Origin of the sequence: Marinobacterium maritimum (assembly GCF_039523155.1) — a bacterium.
Lineage (GTDB): Bacteria > Pseudomonadota > Gammaproteobacteria > Pseudomonadales > Balneatricaceae > Marinobacterium > Marinobacterium maritimum.
Genome location: NZ_BAAAET010000003.1, coordinates 149,014 through 175,512, shown reverse-complemented (window position 1 = coordinate 175,512; position 26,499 = coordinate 149,014). Strand labels below are relative to the sequence as shown.

Below are 26,499 nucleotides of genomic sequence, written 5' to 3'. Positions count from 1 at the left end.
TACAGTTTTATCACTTGAAATAAATTGCTTTGAAAGTGGCCTTGAGCCCCTGGTCGGGATTGTTCAGCTTGAGCTGCTCGCCGTCGATCGACCAGTTCACGCTTCCCTGTAACAGCTGCAGGAAGCGGTGCTCGTAGTCGATACTCGGTACGCAGGCGCGCATGGTGCCGGCGATGGGGCCGAAGTGCAGGCTGCTATCCTGCTGACTGAACTGACCCATGAACTGGTTGCAGCCGGAGAATCCCTGGACACGGTCGCCCTGCTTCAGGATCAGGTGCGGTTCACGCTGGCCCTCACGCAGCTCGATCGTTGCGCCATTGAGGCTGACCAGCTTCCAGTAGGTGTTCTGCAGAGAGGCCTGGGGGGCCTGGCTGGCGACCCGCTTCATCACCAGCATCAGGTTGGTGTCCTCCTCTCCGGCCAGTACACCGTAGTGGCTATCGGTGGTGAACATCAGGCGGTCGCCAGTGGAAATCCGGGCGCTGACGGCGTAACGGTGACCGGGCTGAAGCTGATCGGCCGGTACGCGAAAACTGAACGGATAGGGGGGCGTGGCGATATTGTCGCGGACGATCATGTCCAGTAGCACGGCCGGCGCATCGGCGCGGGAGACATCCTGCAGGCGGACTTCCAGGCGGCTGTCGGCCGGCAGAACCATTCGCTCGCGGTACAGGGCCTGGCCGGATACCTCATGGTGCTCTGGTCCGGTCAGGGTGCTGCATCCTGTAAGCAGCATCGTGGCTGCGAGCAGTGAGGTCAGGTAGCCTGAACGTGGGCGGGCAATAAACATGCTGGACTCTCCTTGAAAATTAGCAGGGGTAAGACCTCAGCTCATTGCGAGGGTTCCCCGCTGTGGATCTTACTTCGGGGGAGCTGTGAGTCAGCCGATAGCGCCTCTGCGTGCCCTGAGATGCCATAGACTTGTATATAGTTTCCCTTGATCATCAGGAGTATAGCCATGATGTCAGACTCCGGGCGCCGCTTTCTGGTCTGTATCAATACAACCGCGGGGGATCAGGCTGATGCGGTGCTGGAGCAGCAGATTCGGCAACGGATACCGGAGGAGCAGCTGCAGGCCCTGCTGAGGCTTACGCCGAAGCGGGCATTGGTGTCACAACTGAAACAGCTGGTGCAGCGCTGTGTCGAAACCGGAGCGGTGCTGGTGGTGGCCGGTGGCGACGGCACGCTCAATGCGGCGGTATCGGCTCTGGCCGGCAGCGGGGTGGCGCTGGGCGTGATCCCCTGTGGCACCTTCAATTTCTTTGCCCGGGACCGGGGTATTCCGATCGATCATCAGGCGGCCATCGACGTGCTGCTGCACGGGCGGGAGCGGAGCTGCTCCCTGGCCAGCATCAACGGCATCCCTTTCAGTGTCAGTGCCAGTATCGGCGTCTACCCACGTATTATCGCCGCTCGTGAGCAGGTCAGTGCAGTCACTGGGCGTAATCGCCTGGTCTCTCTGCTCAGTGGTATCTGGGTGTTTCTGACCCGGGCGCGGGGACGGAGGCTGTGTCTGGAGCATGATGGCGAGCACCAGGTTGAAACGGCGCCGATGTTGCTGGCCAGTGTCAGTCCCAGTCAGCTGGAAAACTTCGAACTGGCCGAGATTGAAGGGATAGAACGGGGGCAAATGCTGGTGTTCGTAATGCAGTCCGATGCGCCTTTGGCCCTGTGTCGTTATCTCTGGGCCAGTCTCAAGGGCGAGTTGAAGCGACTGGAGCAGCTGGATTACTTCCTGACCGAGTGGCTCCAGGTGTCCACCCGGAGGAGCCACCTGACGGTGGCCGTAGATGGCGAATTGCACCGTTGTCGCTCGCCACTGGTGCTGGAAACTCGGCAGGATGCCTATCGCTGCCTGGTACCGGGTGGAGCATCGCCATGCGCATGATCCAGTTGTCCGATCTGCATTTCGGCACCGAGCGGCCAGAAGTGGTCACCGCGCTGGTCGAGGTGATTCACCAGCTGGAGCCTGACCTGCTGCTGCTCAGCGGGGATATTACCCAGCGAGCCCGGCGTGCACAGTTTCAGGCCTGCGAACGTTTTCTGGCTCGCTTGCCGCTGACACCCCTGTTAGCGGTGCCGGGCAATCATGACCTGCCGCTGTTCAATTTGTGGCAACGCCTGGTGGCTCCCTATGCGCACTTCCGCCGTACGTTTGGCTGTGATTTGGCACCCTGTTACCAGTCTGACGAAGTGTTGGTGGTGGGAGTGAACACGACGCGGCCGGGCAAACATATCGATGGCAGTTTCAGTACCGCCAAGGTGGCGGCAGTGTCACGCCAGCTCGAACTGAGCGATGCCCGGGTCAAGATTGTCATGGGCCATCACCCGGTAGAGGCGGTACTGGAGGTTGATGAGAAGAATATCGCCGCAGGCGCCGAAGCTGCTGTACGGGCCTGGAGCCGGGCCGGCATGCAGCTCTACCTGGCTGGCCACATCCACTATCCCTTCTGTTCCCGCCTTGATCGGCGCTATCCAGACGTGCCGTCCAACTGCTGGACATTTCAGGCCGGCACCGCCGTTTCTCGCCGGGTACGTGACCACAAGGCCAATTCGTTCAACCTGATCGAGTGGCACTCGGCGCAGGAGGAACTCCTGCTGTCACGCTGGGATTTCAGTCCGGTGTTGCCGGGGTTTCTTTGCGCCGAGCAGCTTCAGTTGCCGCTGCGGGGCAGGCCGGACTCATCGGGCGCCGGTTGAGTCGCGTCAGTGTTGTCCTGTCCCTTTGCTGTCTGTTCCGCAATGCCCGGGTGCGGTTCATCCTTGACGGTCTGCGCTTTTCTTTCGGCCATCAGTTCGCCTTCATCGCCGCTTTCCACGTCGGCCGGAGGGTGATCGAACAGCTCCTCGATCGGAGTATCCACGAACTCCTCGTTACGCGGGTCCATCTCGGGGATGGCGTGGACGTCAGGAATGGCGGGTATAAAATGTTCCTGAGCCTCCAGCGGCAACGGCGGTACCCGGTACTGGCGGTATAGCGTGAACAGAGCCATGGCACCCAAAGCAACTGCCAGGGTCTGAAACAGGGCAGAAGGCTGGAAGTATTCCATCAGGGCCGAACTGATCAGCGGGCCACAAACGCTGCCGATGCCGTAGCTGAGCATCAGTCCGGAACTGGCAGCGATGATCTGTGAGCTGTCCATCATGTCGTTGGTGATGGCGACGCCGATCGAGTATACGGTGGAGCCCAGCCCCATGCAGAGGCAGAGTGCCAGCAGTCGCCAGGCAAATTCGCTATCGACCAGTATTGCGTTGGCGGCCGCGGTGGCCGCCGTGAGTACGGAGATCAGCATCAACACATAGCTGCGTTGCACGCGGTCGCAGACCCAGCCGATAGGCCAGGCAAACAGCATCGCGGCCATGATGGACGCGAACATGTAGATGGAGATCTGTTCGTTCTCCAGTCCCGTCAGGCTGGCAAACAGGGGCACCAGGGCATAGAAGGAGCCGAGGAAGATGCCACTGGTAAAGGCGGCGATGAAGCCCAGCGGGGCCAGCCGGACCAGTTCCAGCAGAGACATCCTATCGCCGGTGTCGGTGACTTCCGGTGAGTGCATCCGTGACAGCGACAGCGGGATGATGCCGGCAACGATGAACAGCGCTGCCAGCGTGAACAGGGCATAGTTGATCGGGTTGTTGTCGCCGATCAGCAGCTGCCCACCGGCAGCGGCGGAGTAGGCGGCAATCTGGTACAGCGAAAAGATCTTGGAACGGTTACTGTTGCTGGCCACCGCGCTGAACCAGCTTTCGATGGTGATGAACAGTGCCGCGATGGTCAGACCGTTGATTCCACGCAAGATGCCCCAGTGCCAGACGTTGTAGGTCATTGGATAGATCAGTGCCGCCATCGCCGCAACCGCGGCAAAGACGGCGAAGGCCCGGATATGACCGACGCGCCTTACCACCCGGTCGGCATAGAGCGAGCCGATCACGAAGCCGGCCGAATAACACACCATCACCATACCGATGGTGGAAGGTTCAATTCCGAGCAGGCTGAATCTCAGGCCCAGCAGGGTGATCAGGAAGGAGTTGCCGACAATCAGCAGGGATAGGCTGGCAAAGAGTGCCAGCAAGGAGATGACCAGTAGGCGCATTCGAGTCGTCCATTAACCGCCAAGATAAGCTTTACGAACACTGTCATCGTTGAGCAGGGCTTCGCCGCTGCCACTCATCACGATGCGGCCATTCTCCAGCACGTAGCCCCGATCTGCAATCCTTAATGCCTGGTGTGCGTTCTGTTCCACCAGAAAGATGGTGACCCCTTCATCGCGCAGCTTTTCGATGATTTCGAAGATCTGCTGGATGATGATCGGTGCCAGCCCCAGCGAGGGTTCATCGAGCAGCAGCAGGCGTGGCTGACTCATCAGCGCGCGACCAATGGCCAGCATCTGCTGTTCGCCACCGGACATGGTGCCACCGCGCTGGCTGAAACGCTCCTTCAGGCGTGGGAACAGCTCCAGCACATGGTCGAGCTGGGCTTCCGCTTCACCCTTGCTGCGGAAGAAGCTGCCCATGAACAGGTTTTCCTCCACCGTCATGGCGGAAAATATGCGACGTCCTTCCGGGACGACCGCCAGCCCCATGCGCATGATGTCAGCGGTGTTCATCTGCTGAATCTGCTGGCCGTCGAACTCGATATGGCCGCCATGGGCACGCGGATCGCCGCAGATAGTCATCATCAGCGTCGTCTTGCCGGCACCATTGGCACCGATCAGGGTCAGGATTTCGCCCTTGTTCACTTCCAGCGAGACGTTGTGCAGCGCCTGAATCTTGCCGTAGAAGGTTGAAACGTTATCCAGTCGCAGCATCAGCTTTCTCCCAGGTAAGCCTTGATTACAGCGGGGTTCTCGCGGATCTGATCCGGCGTGCCATCGGCCAGCGGCGCACCCTGATTGATCACGGTGATGTGGTCGGAAATGCCCATGACCAGTCCCATGTCGTGTTCGATCAGCAGCACCGAGATGTCCTGTTCCTCGCGCAGGCGCAGGATCAGCTGGTCCAGTTCCGAGGTTTCCCTGGGGTTGAGGCCGGCGGCGGGCTCGTCCAGCATCAACAAGCCGGGCTCGGTCACCATGCAACGGGCGATCTCCAGCCGGCGCTGCTGGCCGTAGGAGAGGTTGCCCGCCTCGCGGTTGGCAAACTCGAGCAGATCGACCTGTTGCAGCCAGTGGGCGGCGCGGTCCATCGCCTCGCGCTGGCGACGACGATAGGACGGTGTCTTGACCAGCCCGGCAAAGTAGTTGGTGTTCAAGTGGCGGTGCTGTGCCACCAGCAAGTTCTCGATCACCGTCATGTTGGCGAACAGGCGCACATGCTGGAAGGTCCGCACCAGCCCGAGCAGGGAGATGCGATGACCGGTCATGCCCTGAATCGCCTTGCCACGGTAGCGGATCTCACCCCCGGTGGGGCTGTAGAAGCCGCTGATGCAGTTGAACACGGTGGTTTTGCCGGCCCCGTTGGGGCCGATCACGGAATGGATCTGACGCGGTTTGACCTGCAGGCTGACACCGTCCACCGCCAGTAGCCCGCCGAAGCGCATCATCAGACCCGAAACGTCTAACAGATTTTCGCTCATGAGGTTTTCAGCTCCAGATGGGGACGTTTCATCGGCAGCAGGCCCTGTGGGCGCCACAGCATCATCAGCACCATGACACCGCCGAACATCAGCATGCGGTATTCCTGAAACTCACGTGCCAGTTCCGGCAGGATGGTCATGGCGATAGCCGCCAGGATTACGCCCAGTTGCGACCCCATGCCACCCAGCACTACGATGGCGAGGATGATCGCCGACTCGATGAAGGTGAAGGATTCGGGGCTGATGAACCCCTGGCGTGCGGCAAAGAAACATCCGGCGAAGCCGGCGAAGGAGGCGCCCATGGTGAACGCGGACAGCTTGATCACCGTCGGGTTCAGGCCCAGTGAGCGGCAGGCGATCTCGTCTTCGCGCAGCGCTTCCCAGGCGCGGCCGATCGGCATGCGCTGGATGCGGTTGATTACGTATACGGTGATCAGCACCAGCAGCACGGCGACCAGATACAGGAAGATCACCTTGTGACTGCTGTTGTAGCTGATGCCGAAAAACTCGTGGAAGGTTTGGCTGCCTTCGCTGGCGCGGCGGCTGAACTCCAGCCCGAACAGGCTTGGCTTGTCGATGCCGCCAATGCCGTTGGGGCCTCCGGTCACGTTGGTCCAGTTATTGAGCAGGATACGGATGATCTCGCCAAACCCAAGGGTTACGATGGCCAGATAGTCACCGCGCAGGCGCAGCACCGGGAAGCCGAGAATGCAGCCGAAAGTGGCGGCGATCAGGCCGGCGAGCGGCAGGCAGACCCAGAAGGAGAGGCCGTAATACTCGGACAGCAGGGCATAGGTATAGGCTCCCACGGCATAGAAGGCTACGTAGCCCAGGTCGAGCAGGCCGGCAAAGCCAACCACGATATTGAGGCCCAGTCCCAGCATGACATAAATCAGCGTTAGCGTGGCCAGGTCAACGGCACCGCGAGACACCATAAACGGCCAAACGAGCAGGCCGACGACCACCAGTGCGATCAGCCAGGGACGCAGTCGGGCGCGCAGCTGCTGGTCGGGTAGCATGCCGGTAACGTCCGGCGAGGGCAGGCGCTGTTTGAGTGCTGACAGGGGGCCGTGGAACAGCTGTACCAGAAACACGGCCAGCATCGCAATGGCGATCCAGCTCCAGGTTTCGGCGTCAGCCCCGACGACGGTCAGGTTGGGGCCGTCCTGCTCCAGACGAACGCCGATCACCAGACAGGTCAGCAGGAAGGTTACGCCCGCCGCAAAGAGGGCGGGAAAGAGTGCTCTTCGCATCATCGACTCCTCTTACACCTTCTCCACTTCCGGCTTGCCGAGCAGGCCGGTGGGGCGGAACAAAAGAATCAGGACCAGCAGGCTGAAGGCCACCACATCCTTGTACTCGGACGGGAAAAAGGCCGCGGTCATGGCCTCGGTGACGCCCAGAATCAGGCCACCGAGCATGGCGCCAGGGATGGAGCCGATGCCACCCAACACCGCGGCGGTAAATGCCTTGAGACCGGCCATGAAGCCGATGTAGGGGTTGATGGTGCCGTAGTAGAGGCCCAGCAACACACCGGCTACCGCCGCCAGGGCAGCACCGATGACAAAGGTCAGCGCGATGATGCGGTTGGTGTCGATGCCGAGCAGGTTGGTCATCTTCAGGTCCTGAGCACAGGCGCGGCAGGCACGACCGAGGCGGGAGCGGGAGATGAACAGGGCCAGACTGGTCATTGAGATCAGCGTGACGACCCAGATGATCAGCTGCATCCAGGAGATGGTCACCTCGAATATCTCCGGATCGCCGAACTCGATGCCGCCTGAGATCAGTGCCGGCATCGCCAGGTCACGGGAGCTCTGGGCCAGTCGGATGTAGTTCTGCAGGAAGATCGACATGCCGATGGCGGTGATCAGCGGGATCAGTCTGGGGCCGCCCCTGAGGGGGCGGTAGGCGACCCGTTCAATGGCATAGCCGTACGTCGACGAGATGATGATGGCAGTCATCAGCGCCAGCAACAGGATGATCGGCAGCGAGCCGACCCCCATGGTCAGCAGACCAATGATGGTGATGAATGCGGTATAGGTGCCGATCATGTACACCTCGCCGTGGGCGAAGTTGATCATGCCGATAATGCCGTACACCATCGTGTAGCCGATGGCGATCAGGGCGTAGGTAGAGCCGATGGTCAGTCCGTTGATCAGCTGCTGAAGTACATAGAGGCTGGTCTCAGTCATCATTCGCCCTCAGACAGAGGGCTCTCCCGCCTGTAGTGAGGGGAAGAGCCTGATGGTGCCGTAATTACTTGCCGATCGGTGTCTTGCTGCCGTCAGCGTGGAGAGTATAGATCTCGAAGGTCGGCTCGGTCAGGTCGCCCTTCTCGTCAAAGCCGATCTCGCCGATGGTGGTGTCGAAGCGGTTGGCACGCAGGTAATCGGCCAACTCATAGGGATCGTTTTTGCCGGTGGCGGTCATTGCCTCGGTCATCACCTGGATGGCGGAGTAGGCCGGGAACACGAAGGGGCCGGACGGATCTTCATCACGCGCCTTGAATGCCTCTACCAGGGCCGCGTTTTCCGGGTTCTGATCGAAACTCTTCGGTGCCGTGGCCAGCACGCCCGCCATCGCTTTGCCGGCGATTGCGGCCAGGTCAGAGTTCACCACCCCTTCAGGCCCCATGAAGGGAGCATCGAAGCCTTTTTCGCGGGACTGGCGCAGAATCAGGCCCAGCTCAGGGTGATAGCCGCCGTAGTAGACAAAGTCGATATCGTTACGCTTGAGCTTGGCGATCAGGGCAGAAAAGTCCTTGTCACCTGGGGTTACACCCTCGAACATGACCGCTTCGGTACCGGCTTCGGCGAGGATGTTCTTGACCGTGGTGGCCAGACCTTCACCATACTGCTGCTTGTCGTGAATGACCGCCAGGCGCTGTGGCTTGATGCTGTCCTTGATGTACTCCGCTGCCAGGGTGCCCTGCAGGCTGTCGAGGCCGATAGTACGGAAAATCAGCTGGTAGCCCTTTTCGGTGATGCTGGGCGAGGTGGAGGCCGCAGTGATCATCATCACCCCTTCCTCTTCGTAGATATCAGAGGCCGGCTCGGTGGAGCTGGAACACAGGTGCCCGATGACGTAACGGATCTCGTCATTGACGATACGGTTGGCGACCGCCACCGCCTGCTTGGGGTCACAGGCATCGTCGTAGATCACGCCTTCCAGCGTCATGCCGTTGATGCCGCCAGCTTCGTTGATCTTGTCGATCGCCATCAAGGCGCCGATCTTCTGCATATCCCCGTACTGTGCCACGGGGCCGGTGACCGGTCCGGCGATACCGATCTTCAGTGTCTCGGCGTGAGCGCTCAATGCTGCCATCAGGGTACCGGCAGCGATCAGGGTCTTACCGAAGGTTCCATGTTTCAGTTTCATTCTGTTCCCCTCATGGGTTAGTCATTATTCAGCGCTTGCAGAGGCACCGATTTATTATCTTTGTTGTACGACTATCGACTTGATTATTACACAGTTTTTCAGACCCTGCGAAGATGCTTCGTGGCGCCTGAACGGTTCTGCTAGACTGCGCGCAATCGGTGACTCAGGTGGAGGAAAGCAATGGTTCAGAAAGCATGCATCAAAATGGTATTGGCACTGTTCGTGCTGCTGTGGACACCGACGTCGCTGTTGGCTGCGGCACTGGGGCCGCAGCAGGTCGAGGCCTATCTGGACTCGCTGGCTGAGGTAAAGCAACTGGGCGAGCGCATGAAGGCTGCCGGTCAGGGAACTTTTCTGGCGCGCGAGATCAGCCCCAAGGCGGGAGAGTCCTTTGACCCACACCAGCGTGCGGTCATGGCGCTGAAACGAGAGCATGACGATCATTACAAGGCGCTGATCCTGATCGTGCAACAGCGCGGTTTTACCAGCCCGGAAAGCTGGGCCCGGGTCGGCGATCGGGTGGTGCTGGCCTATGGTGCCATCAAGGCGGAATCCGAGAGCCCGGAGATGCTGCTGCTGGCCAAACAGATGAAAGGCATGGACCCGCAGATGCTGCAGCTGCTGCCAGCGGAACAGCGCGTACAGGTAGAGCAGGCGCTGATCATTGCTGAGGCCCTGGCCCGGGTGCCTGAGGCCGACAAACATCAGGTTCTTCCCCATATTGCCCGGCTGGACCGGGAATTTACGCAATAACCAACCCTCAAGGAGTTGAAGATGTCATCACTGGTTTACTGCACCGCCCAGTTCAAACCCAAGCCCGGCAAGGAGCGTGAACTGTTCAAGGTGCTTCAGTCGCTGGAGCCCAATGCCCACCGTGAGGATGCCTGTGTGCAGTACACGGTAACTCGGCACATCAGCAGCCCCTTTGCCGAGGGCAGTAGTTTTCCGATCGTGTTTCATGAAATCTGGAGTGACATGGAGAGCTTCGAGGCGCACTGTCAGCGTAAGGAGATCGTCGAATTCTTCGAACGCTACTGCAAGGCTGAAGACGGTCTGGCCGAGGATTGGAACGTCTGCATCTACACCGATGAACCGGAAGACTACGACGCGCCCCAGATCGGGTAAGTCAGTGCACTATTAAAGTGCAACACGTACACCAGCGGACCCGTTCCAAGCCGGAAAGACCGGTTTGAGGCTGGTCCGCTTTTTGCTTCATCCCTTTTAGTATCCAGCAGCGCTCGTGAATATGGATAGACGGAGGGAGCCATGGCCAGTCGTGCAGCTGACTTCAGCGGATTGAAAACGTCACTTTTTGAGTTGATCGGACAGAAGGCCACCGGCACCCTGTTCATTGCTACGGTGGACAACCACGCGGCACAGATTGTCCTGTCCCGAGGGCAGCTGCTGGGCGTTGCCCACAACGGGTTGTGCAACGAGGCGGCACTGTCGCAACTGGCTGTCATGGCACCGCTGCGCTTCTCCTTCACCCCGGACCTGATCTACCCGTTGATGGAAACCCTGTTGCCGGAACAGGCGGAGCCGTTGCTGCTAAAACTGGGTTTCTCTGCGGCACCTGCCATCGAGAAGCACCGAGTTGAGGTGGTGGAGCCTGCGCCGTCACCGGTGGCCTCCAGCGCGACTCTGAGGGTGTATCGCGGCCGCGTGATCCAGGGATGAAACGGTTGACTGTCAGGCTGACAGGTCTATTCTGAACGTGATTCATCCGCTTATCGAGGTTGATCCGTTGCGATCAGAGACCGCATCTACTACGCGTACTGCCGAGATTCCCCTGGCCTGCATGGCCGGCAAGTCGTCTGTCCTGCTGTTGTTGGCATTGCTGCTGTTTTACGGCCTTGGCGGCGCTGGGGTTTCCGCCTCGGTATCGGGAAGTGCGAGCTTTGAAGTCGTCGATGCCGACCTGCAGAGTGACACCCGGAACGACCTCGATCCCTTCCTGCCACAGCGGCCTTTATGCCTGCTTGAATGCAAGCCTTGTGCGTGTGTGGCAACAGGATTCGAAAGCCGGCCTCCAATACCGCTCACCGCCTACCGGTCGCGAGCTCCACCGTTCGTCTGAATCATCGCCCGCAACACATTATCGGCACAGGGCCGATCTGAATTCAGAACGGAGCGCTGGTGCAGCGCCTGGAGCATCAAGATGAAGAACTACCACGAACTGAAAACCATAGGGCTTGAAGATTACACCCGTCTGGCGGCCGGGGCCGGTCATGAAATCACCAGTCTGGACTCTCCCGCCGAAACGGTAATGACCGACTTCCGCCAGATTCCCCCGTTGACCATGAGTCTGACCGAAAGTGTCAGTGATGCCACTCAGGCGATGCGCAAGGTGCACGTGCGCTCGGTGATCGTGACCGACAGCAGTGGAGACTTCCGCGGTATTCTGACCGTGATCGACCTGGAAAGCCGCAAAGTGCTTAGTCAGGCGACCAGCCTGGGGCTCAAGCGTGATGACCTGAGCATCAAGGATGTGATGGTCAGCCGCGACAAGCTGCGCGGGGTGCCGCTGTCAGCGCTGCAGCAGGGCACCATCGGGGATCTGCTCAAGACCTTGCGCAATGAAGGCAGCATGCACATGCTGGTGGTGGATCCCGCTTCGCACGAAATCTGCGGCATCATCTCCGCCAGTGAAATTGCGCGCCGATTACAGGTGCCAGTCGAAATCAACCTGCAGGCGTCCAGCTTCCGTGATCTAGTGGATGCGCTCTTTGGCCGTGGCGAGGCGGTCTGATTCAAACTGATCGACTGCCGTGACGCGGGAGCGGGAGAGGTTGGCTCAGGTCAACCTCCCCCGCGCTCGGATCTGCCATACTGGGTGCCAAATTCAGGGCAACAGGAGTGGGGTATGGCCAGGTCAGAAACACGGATGATGGATGGCAACGAGGCGGCGGCAACCATTGCGCATCAGCTCAATGATGTCATCGCCATCTATCCGATTACCCCGGCTTCGGTGATGGGTGAATTGGCCGACAGCTGGAGCGACCGCGGTCGGCGCAATCTCTGGGGCACCGTGCCCCAGGTGATCGAGCTGCAGAGTGAAGCCGGCGCAGCGGGGGCCGTTCACGGCGCACTCCAGGCCGGGGCCAAAACCTGCACCTTTACGGCCTCTCAGGGGTTGCTGCTTAAAATCCCCAACATGTTCAAGATCGCTGGCGAGCTGACGCCAACGGTGTTCCACGTCGCCGCTCGTTCGGTGGCGACGCATGCGCTGTCGATTTTCTGTGACCACAGCGATGTGATGGCGGCGCGTACGACCGGTTTCGCTCTGCTCGCTTCCGGCAATGCCCAGGAAACGATGGATATGGCCTGCATAGCCGAAATGGCGACGCTGGAAGGTCGGGTACCGGTACTGCATTTCTTCGACGGTTTTCGGACCAGTCACGAGATTACACCGGTTCAGGTGATCAGTTCCGATCAGCTGCACAGCCTGATCAATCCGAGGCTGGTACAGGCCTGTCGCGAGCGGGCGTTGTCACCGGAGCATCCGTTCATTCGCGGTACCTCGCAGAACCCGGATCTGTTCTTCCAGTCGCGTGAGGCGGCCAATCCCTTCTATGATGCCTTTCCGGCGATCGTGCAGAACGCCATGGACCGTTTCGCCGCGGTGACCGGACGCCAGTACCGGCTGTATGACTATCATGGCGCCAAGGATGCCGAGCGGGTGATTGTCGTGATGGGATCAGCGGCGGCCTGCGTGCAGGAGACCGTGGATCATCTCAACGCTCGTGGCGAGAAGGTGGGCCTGCTGACCCTGCGCCTGTTCCGGCCCTTTGCGGCGGAGCGCCTGCTGGCGGCACTGCCGGCCAGTGTTCGGGCGATCGCGGTGCTGGACAGGACCAAGGAGCCGGGTGCCGATGGCGAGCCGCTGTTCAAGGATGTGGCCACGGCGGTGTTCGAAGCCTGCAGTGAAGGTGGTTGGCCCGGAGAAGGGCTGCCGCGGGTGCTGGGTGGACGCTTCGGCCTGTCATCCAAGGAGTTTACCCCGGGGATGGTCAAGGCGGTGTTCGAACGGCTGGCGCAGTCGGGGGGCAAGCGCCAGTTCACCGTCGGCATCGACGATGATGTGACCCGCCTCAGTCTGCGCTGGGACAGCGGCTTCCGCAATGACGCCGCCGAGCGGCAGGTGCAGGCGGTGTTCTACGGCTTGGGCGCCGACGGCACCGTCTCGGCCAACAAGAACAGCATCAAGATTATCGGCGGTGTAGCAGGGCATTATGCCCAGGGGCACTTCGTATACGACTCGAAAAAATCCGGTGCCGTGACCGTTTCCCATCTGAGGTTTGGCCCCGAACCGATCCTTTCGACGTACGAAATTCAGGACGGCGAGGCCGATTTTATCGGCTGCCACCAGCCTCAGTTTTTGCAGCGCTACCCGATGCTGGACAAGGCGGCCGAGGGTGCGAGGGTGTTGATCAATACTGATCTCAGTGGCGAGGCCTTCTGGCGCAGCCTGCCGGCACCGGTGCAGCGGACGATGATCGACAAGCAGCTGAGGGTGTCATTGATCGATGCCTACCAGGTAGCGGCCGAGGCTGGACTGGGCAAGCGCATCAACACCATCATGCAGACCTGCTTTTTCGCACTGACCGATATCCTGCCGCAGGATGAGGCGATCGCACAGATCAAGGCGGCCGTTGAATCCAGCTATGGTCGTCGCAGTCGCCGCATCGCTGACATGAACCTGGCGGCAATCGATACAGCACTGACCCATCTGGTCGAGTTCCGGGTGCCGGAACAGTCTGACAGCCTGATTCCGATGCACCAGGTAGAAGTGGAGGAGGCCAGTCGCTTTGTCCGCGAGGTGACCACCGAACTGATCGCCGGTCGTGGCGATGCTGTGCCGGTCAGCCGGATGCCGGTGGATGGCACCTGGCCCAGCGGTACGGCGTCCTACGAAAAGCGTGACCTGGCACGAGAGCTGCCGCAGTGGGAAGAGGACCTGTGTACCCATTGCGGCAAGTGCGTGTTCGTCTGTCCGCACTCGGTGATTCGCTCCAAGGCGTTTCCCGAAGAACACATGAAACAGGCACCGGAGGGCTTCAAGGCGGTGCCGATCAAGGGCGCACGCGACTTCCCCGAACATACCCTGATCAGTTACCAGATTTCGCCGGATGACTGCACCGGCTGTACGCTCTGTGTCGAGATCTGTCCGATCCACGACAAGTCCAACCAGAGCCGGAAGGCGCTGAACATGGTACCCAAGGAGGCGATTCTCGAACGTGAACGGGCCAACTGGAGGTTTTTCAGCCAGCTGTCGGAGTTTGATCGTACTGCACTGAAAGCGAATACGATGAAGGGCTCCATGCTGATGCAGCCGCTGTTCGAGTTCAGTGGTGCCTGTTCGGGCTGCGGTGAAACGCCCTATATCCGCCTGCTCAGCCAGCTGTTCGGTGACCGCATGCTGGTGGCCAACGCTACCGGCTGCTCCTCCATCTATGGCGGCAACCTGCCCACCACCCCCTGGACCCATAATGCCGAAGGGCGGGGGCCGGCGTGGAACAACTCATTGTTCGAGGACAATGCCGAATTTGGTCTGGGTATGCGGGCGGCGCTGGACAAGCAGAGTGAGTTCGCCCGCGAGCTGTTGCAGGCGCTGAGCGACCGGCTGGATGCTCACCTGGTGGACGAGTTGCTCAATGCGAAGCAGGGGGATGAAGCCGGCATCGAGGCGCAGCGCGAGCGGGTGGCGCGGTTACGCGAACGCTTGCAGGGGCTGGATGATCCCCGGGCGGAAACGCTAGGCGCGCTGGCGGACAAGCTCTGCCGGCAGAGCGTCTGGATCGTCGGTGGCGATGGCTGGGCTTATGATATCGGCTACGGTGGCCTCGACCATGTGCTGGCCTCGGGGCGCAACGTCAACATTCTGGTGCTGGATACCGAGGTCTATTCCAATACCGGTGGCCAGACCTCCAAGGCCACCCCGCGTGGCGCGGTGGCCAAGTTCTCTGCCGGCGGCAAGCCGGTGGCGAAGAAGGATCTGGCACGCATCGCCATGGATTATGAACATGTCTATGTGGCGCATGTCGCCTATGCCGCCAAGGATGTGCAGACCCTGCACGCCTTCCAGGAAGCTGAGTCCTGGGACGGCCCCTCGCTGATCATCGCCTACTCGCCCTGTATCGCTCACGGTTTCGACATGGCCGATAACCACGAGCATCAGCGCCTGGCCGTGGAGTCGGGGCACTGGCCGCTGTTGCGCCATGATCCGCGCCGTGCGGAGCAGGGAGAGAACCCGCTCAAGCTGGATTCAAAGTCGCCCTCGATCCCCTATGAGGCCTTTGCGCGGACAGAGGCCCGTTTCAGCATGCTGGCACGTTCCAATCCCGAGGCCGCCCGGGCCTTCCTTGAGCAGGCGCAGCAGGAGGTCAGCCAGCGCTACCACCGCTATGAGCAGCTGGCCGGATTGAGCTGGGAAGTGGTGGCTGAGCCCAAGGAGGAGAATGAACATGAGTAAGCGTTTGCATACCCACTATCTGGGACTGGATCTGGATAACCCGCTGGTGCCTTCGGCATCGCCGCTGACCGCTACGTTGGCAGGGGCCTGTCGCCTGGAAGACGCCGGCGCTGGTGCCATCGTCATGCACAGCCTGTTCGAGGAGGAGTGCTCCCGGGATCATGCACTGCTGCATCATTTTCTTTATGAGCAGGAGATTGGTCACGGTGAGGCTGATGACTATTTGCCGGTACCGGACAGCTTCAGAACGGCTGAGGAGCATTATCTGGAGCGGTTGGCTGAGATGAAGGCGCGGCTGCAGATTCCGGTCATCGCCAGTTTCAATGGTGTCAGCTCCCGTGGCTGGGCCGAGTATGCTCGCCAACTGGCCGGCGCCGGTGCCGATGCGCTGGAGCTGAACATCTATCATATCGCTGCTTCGGCACAGGAATGCGGCGCCGCCGTGGAGCAGCGTTATCTGGATGTGCTTTCCGAGGTGCGCCAGGCGGTACCCGAGCTGCCGCTGGCGCTGAAGCTGAGTTCGCGCTTCTCCAGTCCGGTGCACCTGGTAGCGCAACTGCAGGCACAGGGAGCCGATGCTGTGGTGCTGTTCAACCGCTTTCTGGAGCCGACGCTGGACCTGGATACCCTGAAAATCATTCCTCAGTTGAAGTTGTCCACAGCCGATGAGTTGAATGAACGTCTGCGCTGGACAGCCATCATGCGGGCTCAGGTGGGCCTGGATATCGCCGTTACCGGTGGTGTGCACTCGGCGGAGGATGTGATCAGGACCCAGCTGGTCGGCGCCCAGGTCGCTCAGTTGGCCAGCGTGCTGATGCAGCAGGGAGAATCGGTATTGGGGCAGATGAAAGCCGAGATGCTGAACTGGCTGGATGACAAGGAATACGAGTCGCTGGACCAGCTGCGCGGCAGCGTCTGCCATGCCAATGCCGCTGATCCGTCCGGTTGGGAGAGGGCCAACTATCTGGATACGCTGGATCTCTGGCACCCTTGATGCCGCCGGTAAAGAGCATGTTTTTCCTTGTTTTTTAGAGGGTTATACAGATTTTCGGCGTGTAAAATGCGGCAAGCGACGCCTGTTGGCTACGTTATCGAGTCAAGGTAGTCTATATTAGTCCGTCTGGACACAAGAGGGGCTAGAATGCCGAAACGCAGGGAGGTCATGCTTGAAGCTAAAGGCTAGGTTCAGCCTGTTGGCGGCTGTACTGATGCTCGCATCCGGGCTGGCGGTCTGGGTCTCTGTACAGGCATTGGCCGAAGGGATCATTACCGAGTGGGCCCTGCGCTATGTGGAAAAGCAGGTCCGCTATGACAAGCAGCGCGTGCTCCAGCCGCTGCTGCGTGAGATCGTGCTTGCGCGGCAGCTGGCAAGTTCGCCACTGCTCTTGGAGTGGCTGCAGAAGCCGGATGATATCGTGCTTGAATATCGTGCGCTGGCTGAACTGGAGCGCTACCGCGATGCGTTCGAAGACAACAACTATTTTCTGGGCATTGCTGGGAACGGCCGCTACTACTACAACAACGCCGAAGACGAATACGGCCACGATCAGCTGCGCTATATCCTTTATCCGCATGAACCGGCCGATCGCTGGTTTTATGACATGATGGCGCAGGGCAAGGATCTCAACCTCAACGTCAATCCGGACCAGCACCTGGGCGTGACCAAACTTTGGGTCGATGTATTGCTGCGTGGTACCGAAGGCGAGGTGCTGGGGGTAGCCGGCACGGGCCTCAACCTGAGCAGCTTTCTTGATGACTTCGTCGACAGCGAAGGCGCGGGTATCAGCAGTCTGTTCGTCAACCATGAGGGTGCCATTCAGCTATTCCGCGACCAGTCTCTGATCGATTTTGCCAGTCTGGGCAAACAGCCGGATAAGCAGAAGCGTCTGAGTCTGATGCTAACCCCGGCTGATCTGAACCTTCTGACGGCAGCAATGGCCGAAGTCCGGGCGGCTCCCGAGTCCGTTGCCAGCCGCTTTGTCGAAATAGCGGGTGTACGCTATCTGGCCGGTGTCGCTTATCTGCCCGAGATCGACTGGTATGAAGTGACCCTTATGGACCTGAATCAGTTGCTGCCGCTGAGCCGGTTCAACCCCATCTTGCTGATCTTTGCCATCTCGCTGATGATCACCGTACTGCTGTTTCATGTCGTGTTGGGGCGGGTGGTGTTGGAGCCCCTGCAGGCGCTGGATGCCGCCATCCGGCGGTTCCGGCGGGGCGAGTATCGGGGGGAGCCGCTGGAGGTAAAGGCCAGTGGCGAAGTCGGGCGCCTGGTGAGTGAATTCGAGCAGATGACCACCGAAGTGTATGAAGCCCGCACGAACCTCGAACTCAAAGTGCGCGAGCGTACCGATGCGCTGAACCGCCTCAGTCAGACCGATCCGCTGACCGGCTTGCTCAACCGCCGTGGCATGGATGAGCGGATTATCGAAGAGCTCAAGCGCTGCGCACGCGAAAAACGTTACCTGGGGGTTATCTGGATCGACCTGGACCGGTTCAAGGAGATCAACGACCTGCATGGCCACGGAATTGGGGATGAAGCGCTGAAGCTGGTGGCACGGGTACTGCGCTCGGTGGTGCGTGAGTATGATGCGGCCGCACGCTGGGGGGGCGATGAATTCCTGCTGATGATCCGGGATGCCGACCGCACACTGATCCAGCGGATCTGTGAGCGTCTGCTGCGGGTCATTCGGGGGCAAACCCTGCAGACTCCCTGTGGCGTTCAGTTGTGCATGACCTTCAGTATCGGTGCGCACCTGGCCAGTCAGGATGATCTGGAAACCCTGTTGCGGGATGCGGATGCCGCCCTCTATGCGGCCAAGTCCGCCGGGCGCAACTGTTACTGTTTTCATGACGAGATCGGTGGCGAGGTGGAAGCATCCGATACGGCCGATCTGGGTGAAGGTCCCGCCCGCTAGAATTCGTCGTTCAGTCGGCTGATCAACTCTTCCCGGTGACTCAGGCGCTCTACTGCCCGGCTGCCCAGCAGGCGAGCGGTCTGCAGCAGCAGCGTTTCGGCCAGAAACTGGGTGGCGACCATGCTGTTGGTGTAAAGCGCGCTGTCATTGCGACTGATCAGGCTGCAGTCGGCCAGCTGTGCCAGCGGAGAGTGGTGGCTGTCGGTCAGGGTCAGCAGCGGCAGCTGAAGCTGGTTGGCCACCTGAGCCAGCATCACCGAATCTCGGCTGTAGGGCTCGGAGCCGAACATCACCAGCAGATCCCTCGAACCCAGCTCGGCCAAGGCTTGCGCCTGACCTTCACCGGACGAACCCACCACGCTGACCTGTTCCCGAATCAAGCCCAGCATATAGCTGAAGATGGCCGCCAGCCCGTAGGACTGGCGTCGGCCGGAGATCCGTACGCGCCGTGCCTTGACCAGTAACTCAGCGGCCTGGCGCAGGTTCTGCTCGCTTAGCTGGTTGGCGGATTGGGCGAGGTTTTCAACCTGATGCTCCAGGTGCTGCCTGATCCGATGCTCAGGCGACAGTTCTTCACTGGGGTTCACCAGCGCCGAGGCCTGGGCGCTGTAGTAGCGGCCGGGCTCACTGAGGGCATGGCGAAACAGGCTCTGAAACTGGACGAATCCCTTGAAGCCGAGCAGTTTGGCCAGTCGTGTCAGTGAAGCCGGACTGACCGCCGTGACCTGTGCCAGTTCGGTAATACTGTGGGTGGCGACCAGGCGGGGGTCATCCAGCATCACGCAGAGCGCAACCAGCAGTCGCTTGCCCATCGGCAATTTCAGCTCGCCACGCTTGAGCAGCGAGGGCAGTTTCCTCAGTTCGGCCAGCGAGGCCGGAGGAAAGGTGACCGAAGAGTGGCTTGTTGATTTCAAAACCTTTTTGCCCTGTTGATGGGTGTTTTTTAACCCTTTGATATAAATGTTGTTTTTTGTTTTATTTTTAAGGGTGTCAGTTATTTTGAAAAAATATTTCCAAACTAATCAATAAAATTGAAAGGGTTTTGATTTGGTCCATAGTACTGCACATGGATCGACCTCAGGAACCCTTTACCATGTCTATTGATGCCTTTCTTCGCCCGATCAATCATTCCGAAACCCTGCTGATCAACGAGCGCTCCGATCAGTTGGCAACCAGCCGGCAGGTATATCGCTTCGGCTTCGGTCAGTCGCCTTTCCCGGTGCCGGCCGGCGTCACCGAGGTGCTGAGTCTGCATGCTCATGAGAAAGCCTATCTGCCTGTGCAGGGGCTGAAATCGTTGCGAGAGGCCGTTGCGACCTTTCATCGCCAACAAGATCATGTGGACTGGCAACCGGAACGGGTACTCGTGGGTCCCGGCAGTAAACTGCTGATCTATGTCGTGATGGCGGCCTTTACCCGTGCCGAGATTTTGCTGGTGTCACCCAGTTGGGTGTCCTACGAACCTCAGGCGCGACTGGCGGGTCACCGAGTTTCACGCCTGCAGGCAGATGCCAGCACGGAATGGCGGCTGACGCCGGCGATGCTGGAAGTCTTCTGCCAGAACCGGGAGAGCCCCGAGCTGCCGCTGCTGCTGGTGCTGAACTATCCGGGCAACCCCAGCGGCACCACCTACAGCGAAGCGCAGTTGCAGGCCCTGGCCGAGGTAATGCGCCGGCATCAGGTTCTGGTGATCAGTGACGAGATTTACGGCATGTTGCACCACCGTGGCGAGCACCGCTCACTGGCGCGTTATTATCCGGAGGGGACGCTGGTCACCGGTGGTCTGTCGAAATGGTGTGGGGCCGGTGGCTGGCGCCTCGGGGTGCTGCATGTGCCCGAGGCACTGTCGAGCAATCTGTTGCCGCGCCTGCTGGGTGTGGCATCGGAAACCTGGTCCTGTGTGGCAGCCCCGGTGCAGCATGCCGCGGCCGAGGCCTACCGCTTCGGGCCTGAGGTGGAGCACTATGTCCAGCGAGAGCGACAGATTCTGTCCCGTCTTGGGCAGCGGGCTGCCGCTCGCTTGAATGAGGCAGGTGTACTCACGGCAGCGCCCGAGGGCGGGTTCTACCTGTTCCCCGATTTCGGGCCCTGGCGAGAACCGCTGATGGCTTCCGGTATTACCACTTCCGACCAGCTGTGCAGCCGTCTGTTGCAGGAAGCCGGCGTGGCATTGCTGCCGGGAAGCGCCTTTGGCATGCCCGCAAGCGAGCTGGTAACACGGCTTTCCTACGTCAACTTCGACGGGGCGGCAGCGCTGCAGGCCGAGGAGGCGGAGCTGGATGACATCCTGCAGCCTGTGCTGGCCGGCCTGGATGCGATTCACGGTTGGCTGGGGCAGCTTGGAAGCGGTTTGGTTTCGAATTACTGAATAGACAGTTGCGTAATTTGAAGTGTTAACCCGGGAGTTTGATGCGAGATAATCCATATCATTTTTTAGTCGCATTTAAACAACGGTTTTAATAAGGCTCCCATGGAACTCAAGCACGTCAAAATACGTACAGCATTGCTGCTGATCCTTTTGGTGTTCAGTGGTGTGCTGATCCTGAGCAGTGTCAACGCCTGGTGGTCGGCGAGAGATGCCCATCAGGCGCTGATCCAGCTGAATCGGATTACCGAAGAGCAGACGGTGCCGGTGACCAATACCCTCATTACCGTTTTGAGGGCGCGTCTGGCCGTGATCGGTGCCGAGGCGGAATACCAGAACGGCAACCTGGCGGATGCACGGCACAGCCATGAAGCCTCGGCTCGTTTTGCCGGTGAGGCGGCCGAAACGTTCAGGCTCTTCCAGCAGGCAGAAAAATCGCCGGAGACGGAGGTGATCGCGCAGCAGGTGTCGGCCCGTTTCAGTCAGTTCCAGCGGGCAGTGGAGCAGTTGAATCGCGCACTGGACTCGCGTGATCGCAGCGCCTTTCTGGCGGCCAACCTGGAAGCACGCAATTCCAGTGAAGGATACTACGCGGCACTGCGCGAATTTCAGCAGCAGTTGGCCGATGATCGTCACGTTCGCATGTCGGAAGCGCAGGCTACCTATGATAGCGCGACCTACAAGGCGATTGGGGTAACCCTGCTGTCATTGCTGCTGGTGTCACTGAGTCTCTGGTACGTGCGTCGCCATGTAACCGCGCCGCTGCAGCTGGCGCAGGAACATTTCCGTGTCATGGCCCAGGGTGACCTGACCCGTGATATCGATATTTCCAGCGATAACGAGATTGGTGAGCTGTTCCGGTCGTTGCATGAGATGAAGCAGGCCAAGCGCAGCATGATACGTGCCCTGATGGAGTCATCCAGCCAGTTGGCATCGGCCGCCGAGGAACTGAACTCGGTGACAGAAGAAAGTCAGCGCGGTTTGCAGGAGCAGAGCGACCAGTTGCAGCAGGCCGCTACTGCGATCACCGAGCTGAGCACCGCCGTGGACGATGTGGCCAGCAACGCGGTGACCACTTCCGAGGCATCTCAGGCTTCGAACAGCCTGGCTGCCGAGTGTCGTCAGGGCGTTGAAGCGACGACGGCCGATATTCATGCCGTGGCCGAAGGCGTGGCGCAAACCTCGACTCAGGTGGCCGAGCTGGCGGAGAACAGTCGCAATATCGGCCAGATCCTCGATGTGATCCATGACGTGGCCGAGCAGACCAACCTGCTGGCGCTGAATGCGGCGATCGAGGCGGCACGCGCCGGTGAAGCGGGGCGCGGCTTTGCCGTCGTGGCCGACGAGGTGCGTACCCTGGCCCAGCGTACTCAGGCTTCGACCACTGAAATCGAAAAGCTGATCCAGGCCATGCGCCAGGGCACTAACACTGTGATGCAGGCGATGGGGGGCTGCCGGGAATCGGCCGAGCGCACCCTGACGGGTGCGGGCATGGTGAACTCGGCGCTGGAAGAGATTTTCGGCTCGATCAGTCAGATCAACGACCGCAACCTGGTGATCGCCAGTGCAGCAGAGGAGCAGGCCCAGGTTGCGCGTGAGGTGGACCAGAACCTGGTCAACATCCGTGACTTGGCAACGCAGACCGCTGCCGGTGCCGATCAGACCAGTGCTGCCAGTCAGGAGCTGTCGCGTCTGGCGGTGGAGATGCACGACATGGTGGTGCATTTCCGCACTTGATGACACCACGGGTAGCTGACGAGGGCCGGCATCATGCCGGTCTTTGTGTATGGGCGTCCTGCGAAAAGCAGGCGTCAGAGTGCCGGGATCAGTCATCTCTCCGGCTGGCGAGCTTGCGCGCCTGCTCGGCCCAGTCGGACAGCTGCAGCTGGACCATGCCGTTCACCGTTGCAGGGGGGTAACGGCCATCCGAGTCGGCCTGTCCCGCCTCGCGATCGAACAGCAGGTGGATCATTTGATCCAGCGACTCGACCGCGTGGATGGCAAATTTGCCCTCGCGGCAGGCTGCCACAACCGCTGGATTGAGAATCAGGTGTGGCTCGTTGGCGCGCGGGATGATCACGCCGTGGCTGCCATCCAGTCCGCGTGCCTGGCACAGCTCGAAAAAGCCCTCAATCTTTTCGTTGACGCCACCGATCGCCTGAATCTCGCCCTGCTGGTTAATTGAACCGGTGACAGCAAAGCTCTGTTTCAGCGGCAGGCTGCTGATGGCGGACAGCAGGACGCAGAGCTCGATCGCCGAAGCGCTGTCGCCGTCCACCGGGCCGTAAGACTGTTCAAACACCAGACTGGCGTTGAGTGACAGCGGCAGATTGCGGGCGTAGCGCGCACCGATGCAGGCACCCAGAATCATCACCCCCTTGGAGTGAAGGGGACCACCGAGCTTGGTTTCGCGTTCGATATCGAGCATATGGCCGCTGCCCATCCGGGCCGTGGCGGAGATGCGGTTGGGCTTGCCGAAACGCTGATCGCCGAGCTGGAACACCGACAGGCCGTTGGCCTGCCCGATGCTGGCCCCGGTCGTGGTGACCATCAGGGTGCCACGCTCGATCTGCTCCTGCAGTAGTTCCGAATACTGGCTGCTGCGGTAACGCTGCTGGGCAATCGCCTTGTACACATCCTCACGGGCGACCAGGGACGCACCATGTCGCAGGGCCCAGAAGCTGGATTCGCGCAGCAGGTCGATCAGTTGGCCGCGGTTCAGTGACAGCTTCTGGCTGTCATCCATCTGCCGGGAGCTGTGTTCCACTACGGCTTCCAGAGCACTGAGGTCGAAGTGGGCCAGCCCCTCTTCCCGAATCAGCATGGCGATCAGGCCGAGATAGTTTTCCAGGTTGTCCCGATCGCGGTCGAAGCCCTCGGCGAAGTCGGCATAAACCTTGAACAGGGTGGTGAATTCGGGATCGTATTGCTTGAGCAGGTAGTAAAGGCGGCGGTCGCCGATCAGGATGACGCGCACTTTGAGGGGCACGGGCTCCGGCTCCAGTGAACGGGTACCGCTGACGCCGTAGATCTTCTCCAGCGGATCGATGCGTGCCTCACGGTTGCGCAGGGCACGTTTGAGCCCTTCCCAGGCAAACGGGAAGGCGAGCAGCTTCTGCGCATCGACCACCAGGTAACCACCATTGGCCCGGTGCAGGGCACCGGGCTGAATCAGGCTGAAGTCGGTGGTCAGGGTGCCGAAGTGGGCCTCGTATTCGATGCGCCCGACCAGGTTCTGGTAGCTGGGGATATCTTCATAGACCACCGGGGCTCCACCGTTATGGCTGTGGCTGACCAGCATGTTGACCTGATAGCGGCGGAATTTGGCCGAGCGAGCACGTTTGTGCAGCGGGGCGCGTTCTTCCTCCTCAGAGGGGAAAAAGTCGTCCACGTTCTCGATCAGGTCCTGATGGATGGTGTCGAGAAAATCGAGTACGCCGGGATGAGCGCCGTAGGTCTGGCGCAGGTTGTTCAACGCCGGGTCGATGACGCCGCGCGTGGTTTCCTGCTCCAGCTCACGGACACGGGCCTGATGTTCCTGGTGCATTTTAGGCACTTCATGGACCAGCTCGGTCAGCTCCTCGTTGAGAGTGTCGATCGCCTCCTTGATGTGCTGGCGCTCTTCCTCGGGCAGTAGCTTGAACTCGTCCGGTGTCATCAGCTTGCCGTTATGGATCGGCCCCAGCGTGTAGCCGCCCGGGGTGCGCATCAGCGTGATGCCCAGCTCATGAGCCTTCTTGCCCAACGCCTTGAAACTCATCTCTTCGCGCTGCTGGAACTCGTCGTTCAGTGCCTGCAGCTGATTGCGGTATTCATCGCTTTTGAATTGCGCAGGAATGCGGACCAGCAGGATTTCGATCAGCTTGCGCAGATCCTCATGCAGCTGCTGGCCGGTGCCCTGTGGCAGAACCAGAATGCAGGGCTGGTTGGGACGCTCAAAGTTGTGGATATAGCAGCAGTCGTTGGGGGCTTCGCCACTGGCCGCTTCGGCACTGATAATGCGGGAGACCAGTTCACGCTTGCCGACACCAGTGGAGCCGCTGACAAAGAGGTTGTAGCCCTGGTGTTCGATGCCGATGGCAAACTGAATCGCATCCACCGCCCGTGTTTGCCCCAGAGCCGAGTAGTCGGGGGTGATGTCAGCAGTGGAGGTGATGCCGAAGGCTGTCAGGTCACAGTGATGACGCAATTGTTCCGCGGTGAGCAGCGTATCCATGACGTATCCCTTTGGGTCAAATCAGACTTAAGGTTAGCAGGGCGAGCAGAATCGCGAGGGCCAATCCGGGCCAGAGTGGTCGGCACAGGCTCCAGTGGCCGGCAAACAGGGCCAACCCGCCCTTGACCAGAGTGTTGGTGATGGCCGCCAGCGTAATGCCGGTCACGGCCGTATCGGCGCTGATGCTGCCCTTGGCCATGCGTGCCAGTGTCAGCGTGATGGCATCGACATCGGTCAGGCCAGCGACGATGGCGACCAGCCAGAGCCCCTGTTCACCCATCTGTGCCTGGATGCCGTGGGCAATGACCATGATCACCACCAGCAGCGCGCCAAACTTGAGTGCCGGCAGCAGCTGAAACGGCTGCGTGGCCACCTTGCTGGTATCGATGCGACCGAAAGGCTCCTTGCGGCGCCAGAACCAGAAGGCACTGGCGGCACAGCCGAGCGTCATCGCCAGCATCGTGGGCCAAAGCTCGGGCAGCAGGCCGGGATTGACGACGGCCACTTCCAGCAGGATGCGCGGATACATGATCGCGGCGGCCAGCAGTATGCCGCTGGCCAAAAGACGGGGCAGCGGCAGGCGGTCATTCATGCGCGCCAGGCTCAGGGTCAGCGCGGTGCTGGAGGCCAGCCCCCCCAGCAGGCTGGTGATCAGCACGCCCTTGTCCGGCCCGGTCAGGCGCATGGCGAAGTAGGCGGTCAGGCTGATGCCGGCAATCAGTACGACCAACAGCCAGATTTCGTAGGGGTTGAGCGCGCCCCAGGGGCCGTAGGTCTGGTTGGGCAGCACCGGCAACAGCACGGCGGAAATCAGTGCCAGCTGCAGGATACCGCGGATCTCGGAATCGCTGAGGTGCTCCAGGGCGCGGTGCAGGGTTTGCTTGAAGTGCAGCACGATGGTGGTCATGACGGCGGTCGCCACGGCCAGATTGAGGTCGCCGACCAGGGTGATAACACCGAGCAGATAGGTGATTACCCCGGCGATGACGGTGGTCATGCCATAGTCATGGTCTTCGCCGGAGTCGAGCCAGTGGGCAAGACCGAGAAGCAGGGTGATACCCAAGCCGATGGCGATGCTGATGCCGGGGCCCAGCAGCGGCAGCAGAACGCCGGTCAGGGCGCCGCTGACCGCGAGCAGGCCGAAGGTACGGATACCGGCAATGCGGCCGCCTGCCCGGATGTTGCGTTCATGCCAGCCACGCTGCAGGCCGATGAGCATCCCCAGTGCCAGTGCCACCAGAACATGCAACAGTTGCGAGTTGTCCATAACACCTCCGCCAAGCCCGGTTTGACTCTATGTTGTCAGCCTAACAGATTAGCCGAGCGTAGTGGCTGGTTGGTATCAACAGAAGAGTATTTTATTTGAGTCATTATTTTGGGTAATGAACGAACGTTTAAAATTATTTTATTATATCTGTTGCTTTAAGATGTCATTTTTTGATTTTGAGAATGAACTTATAAATCCTATAATACTTCCATGACTGCAATGAAACGGTCATCTGTCCTTGGTTAATCTGATATTTAGTAGAAAAACGATTTTTTTGTACCCGTTCACTCATATATTACACGCTGAGT

Annotated in this window: 21 protein-coding genes; 11 read left to right on the top strand and 10 right to left on the bottom strand. The window is 60.1% G+C overall.

The window, feature by feature from the left end:
• Positions 1-10 precede the first annotated feature (10 nt).
• Positions 11-790 (bottom strand): YbaY family lipoprotein, encoded by a 780-nt coding sequence (locus ABD013_RS11770; protein WP_343806106.1) that lies wholly within the window; start codon positions 788-790, stop codon positions 11-13.
• A gap of 168 nt (positions 791-958) precedes the next feature.
• On the opposite strand from ABD013_RS11770, the gene ABD013_RS11765 reads away from it, so the two are divergent.
• Complete coding sequence (locus tag ABD013_RS11765) at positions 959-1,888, top strand: diacylglycerol/lipid kinase family protein (RefSeq protein WP_343806105.1); 930 nt, start codon at positions 959-961, stop codon at positions 1,886-1,888.
• On the top strand, positions 1,879-2,700 hold the full coding sequence (locus ABD013_RS11760; protein WP_343806103.1) for a metallophosphoesterase family protein: 822 nt from the start codon (positions 1,879-1,881) through the stop codon (positions 2,698-2,700). The genes ABD013_RS11765 and ABD013_RS11760 overlap by 10 nt, the downstream gene beginning before the upstream one ends.
• On the opposite strand, the gene ABD013_RS11755 is transcribed toward ABD013_RS11760, so the two are convergent.
• The 6 genes from ABD013_RS11755 to ABD013_RS11730 form a co-directional block, all read right to left on the bottom strand.
• A complete protein-coding gene (locus ABD013_RS11755; RefSeq protein ID WP_343806101.1) occupies positions 2,655-4,094 on the bottom strand; it encodes an MFS transporter in 1,440 nt (479 codons plus the stop codon). The genes ABD013_RS11760 and ABD013_RS11755 overlap by 46 nt on opposite strands.
• Before the next feature lie 12 nt (positions 4,095-4,106).
• A complete protein-coding gene (locus tag ABD013_RS11750; protein ID WP_343806100.1) occupies positions 4,107-4,808 on the bottom strand; it encodes an ABC transporter ATP-binding protein in 702 nt (233 codons plus the stop codon).
• The gene (gene livG, locus ABD013_RS11745; RefSeq protein ID WP_343806098.1) at positions 4,808-5,575 is read right to left on the bottom strand and encodes a high-affinity branched-chain amino acid ABC transporter ATP-binding protein LivG; all 768 of its coding nucleotides are present in this window, start codon (positions 5,573-5,575) and stop codon (positions 4,808-4,810) included. Before livG ends, ABD013_RS11750 begins: the two co-directional genes overlap by 1 nt.
• Positions 5,572-6,828: a high-affinity branched-chain amino acid ABC transporter permease LivM gene (locus tag ABD013_RS11740; RefSeq protein ID WP_343807405.1), complete on the bottom strand. Its 1,257-nt coding sequence runs from the start codon at positions 6,826-6,828 to the stop codon at positions 5,572-5,574. Before ABD013_RS11740 ends, livG begins: the two co-directional genes overlap by 4 nt.
• Positions 6,829-6,840: 12 nt before the next feature.
• The gene (gene livH / locus ABD013_RS11735) at positions 6,841-7,767 is read right to left on the bottom strand and encodes a high-affinity branched-chain amino acid ABC transporter permease LivH (protein ID WP_343807403.1); all 927 of its coding nucleotides are present in this window, start codon (positions 7,765-7,767) and stop codon (positions 6,841-6,843) included.
• Between the two features lie 64 nt (positions 7,768-7,831).
• Positions 7,832-8,953 carry a high-affinity branched-chain amino acid ABC transporter substrate-binding protein gene (locus ABD013_RS11730; protein ID WP_343806096.1) on the bottom strand — a complete coding sequence of 374 codons (1,122 nt, stop codon included), beginning with the start codon at positions 8,951-8,953 and terminating at the stop codon, positions 7,832-7,834.
• A gap of 180 nt (positions 8,954-9,133) precedes the next feature.
• On the opposite strand from ABD013_RS11730, the gene ABD013_RS11725 reads away from it, so the two are divergent.
• The 7 genes from ABD013_RS11725 (at position 9,134) to ABD013_RS11695 (ending at position 18,343) form a co-directional block, all read left to right on the top strand.
• The gene (locus tag ABD013_RS11725; RefSeq protein ID WP_343806094.1) at positions 9,134-9,706 is read left to right on the top strand and encodes a hypothetical protein; all 573 of its coding nucleotides are present in this window, start codon (positions 9,134-9,136) and stop codon (positions 9,704-9,706) included.
• A 21-nt stretch (positions 9,707-9,727) separates the two neighbouring features.
• Entirely contained in the window at positions 9,728-10,078 is a 351-nt protein-coding gene (locus ABD013_RS11720) for a putative quinol monooxygenase (RefSeq protein WP_343806092.1), read from the top strand.
• Positions 10,079-10,219: 141 nt separating this feature from the next.
• Entirely contained in the window at positions 10,220-10,630 is a 411-nt protein-coding gene (locus ABD013_RS11715) for a hypothetical protein (RefSeq protein WP_343806091.1), read from the top strand.
• A 481-nt stretch (positions 10,631-11,111) separates the two neighbouring features.
• Positions 11,112-11,702: a CBS domain-containing protein gene (locus tag ABD013_RS11710; RefSeq protein WP_343806089.1), complete on the top strand. Its 591-nt coding sequence runs from the start codon at positions 11,112-11,114 to the stop codon at positions 11,700-11,702.
• A 114-nt stretch (positions 11,703-11,816) separates the two neighbouring features.
• Positions 11,817-15,425 (top strand): pyruvate:ferredoxin (flavodoxin) oxidoreductase, encoded by a 3,609-nt coding sequence (nifJ, locus tag ABD013_RS11705; protein WP_343806087.1) that lies wholly within the window; start codon positions 11,817-11,819, stop codon positions 15,423-15,425.
• Positions 15,418-16,419 (top strand): dihydroorotate dehydrogenase-like protein, encoded by a 1,002-nt coding sequence (locus ABD013_RS11700; RefSeq protein WP_343806085.1) that lies wholly within the window; start codon positions 15,418-15,420, stop codon positions 16,417-16,419. The genes nifJ and ABD013_RS11700 overlap by 8 nt, the downstream gene beginning before the upstream one ends.
• A gap of 172 nt (positions 16,420-16,591) precedes the next feature.
• Entirely contained in the window at positions 16,592-18,343 is a 1,752-nt protein-coding gene (locus tag ABD013_RS11695) for a GGDEF domain-containing protein (protein ID WP_343806084.1), read from the top strand.
• On the opposite strand, the gene ABD013_RS11690 is transcribed toward ABD013_RS11695, so the two are convergent.
• On the bottom strand, positions 18,340-19,257 hold the full coding sequence (locus ABD013_RS11690; RefSeq protein ID WP_343806083.1) for a MurR/RpiR family transcriptional regulator: 918 nt from the start codon (positions 19,255-19,257) through the stop codon (positions 18,340-18,342). The two genes, ABD013_RS11695 and ABD013_RS11690, sit on opposite strands and share 4 nt — an antisense overlap.
• A 179-nt stretch (positions 19,258-19,436) precedes the next feature.
• Here ABD013_RS11690 and ABD013_RS11685 point away from each other — a divergent pair, with 179 nt between their 5' ends.
• Together ABD013_RS11685 and ABD013_RS11680 are read left to right on the top strand one after the other, a co-directional pair.
• Positions 19,437-20,711, top strand: coding sequence for a pyridoxal phosphate-dependent aminotransferase (locus ABD013_RS11685; protein ID WP_343806081.1), 1,275 nt, complete (start codon positions 19,437-19,439; stop codon positions 20,709-20,711).
• A gap of 102 nt (positions 20,712-20,813) precedes the next feature.
• On the top strand, positions 20,814-22,445 hold the full coding sequence (locus tag ABD013_RS11680) for a methyl-accepting chemotaxis protein (RefSeq protein WP_343806079.1): 1,632 nt from the start codon (positions 20,814-20,816) through the stop codon (positions 22,443-22,445).
• 88 nt (positions 22,446-22,533) lie between these two features.
• On the opposite strand, the gene ABD013_RS11675 is transcribed toward ABD013_RS11680, so the two are convergent.
• Both ABD013_RS11675 and ABD013_RS11670 read right to left on the bottom strand, forming a co-directional pair.
• Entirely contained in the window at positions 22,534-24,924 is a 2,391-nt protein-coding gene (locus ABD013_RS11675) for an AAA family ATPase (RefSeq protein ID WP_343806078.1), read from the bottom strand.
• A gap of 16 nt (positions 24,925-24,940) precedes the next feature.
• Positions 24,941-26,191, bottom strand: a complete 1,251-nt coding sequence (locus ABD013_RS11670) for an MgtC/SapB family protein (RefSeq protein WP_343806076.1) — start codon at positions 26,189-26,191, stop codon at positions 24,941-24,943.
• Positions 26,192-26,499: the final 308 nt, after the last annotated feature.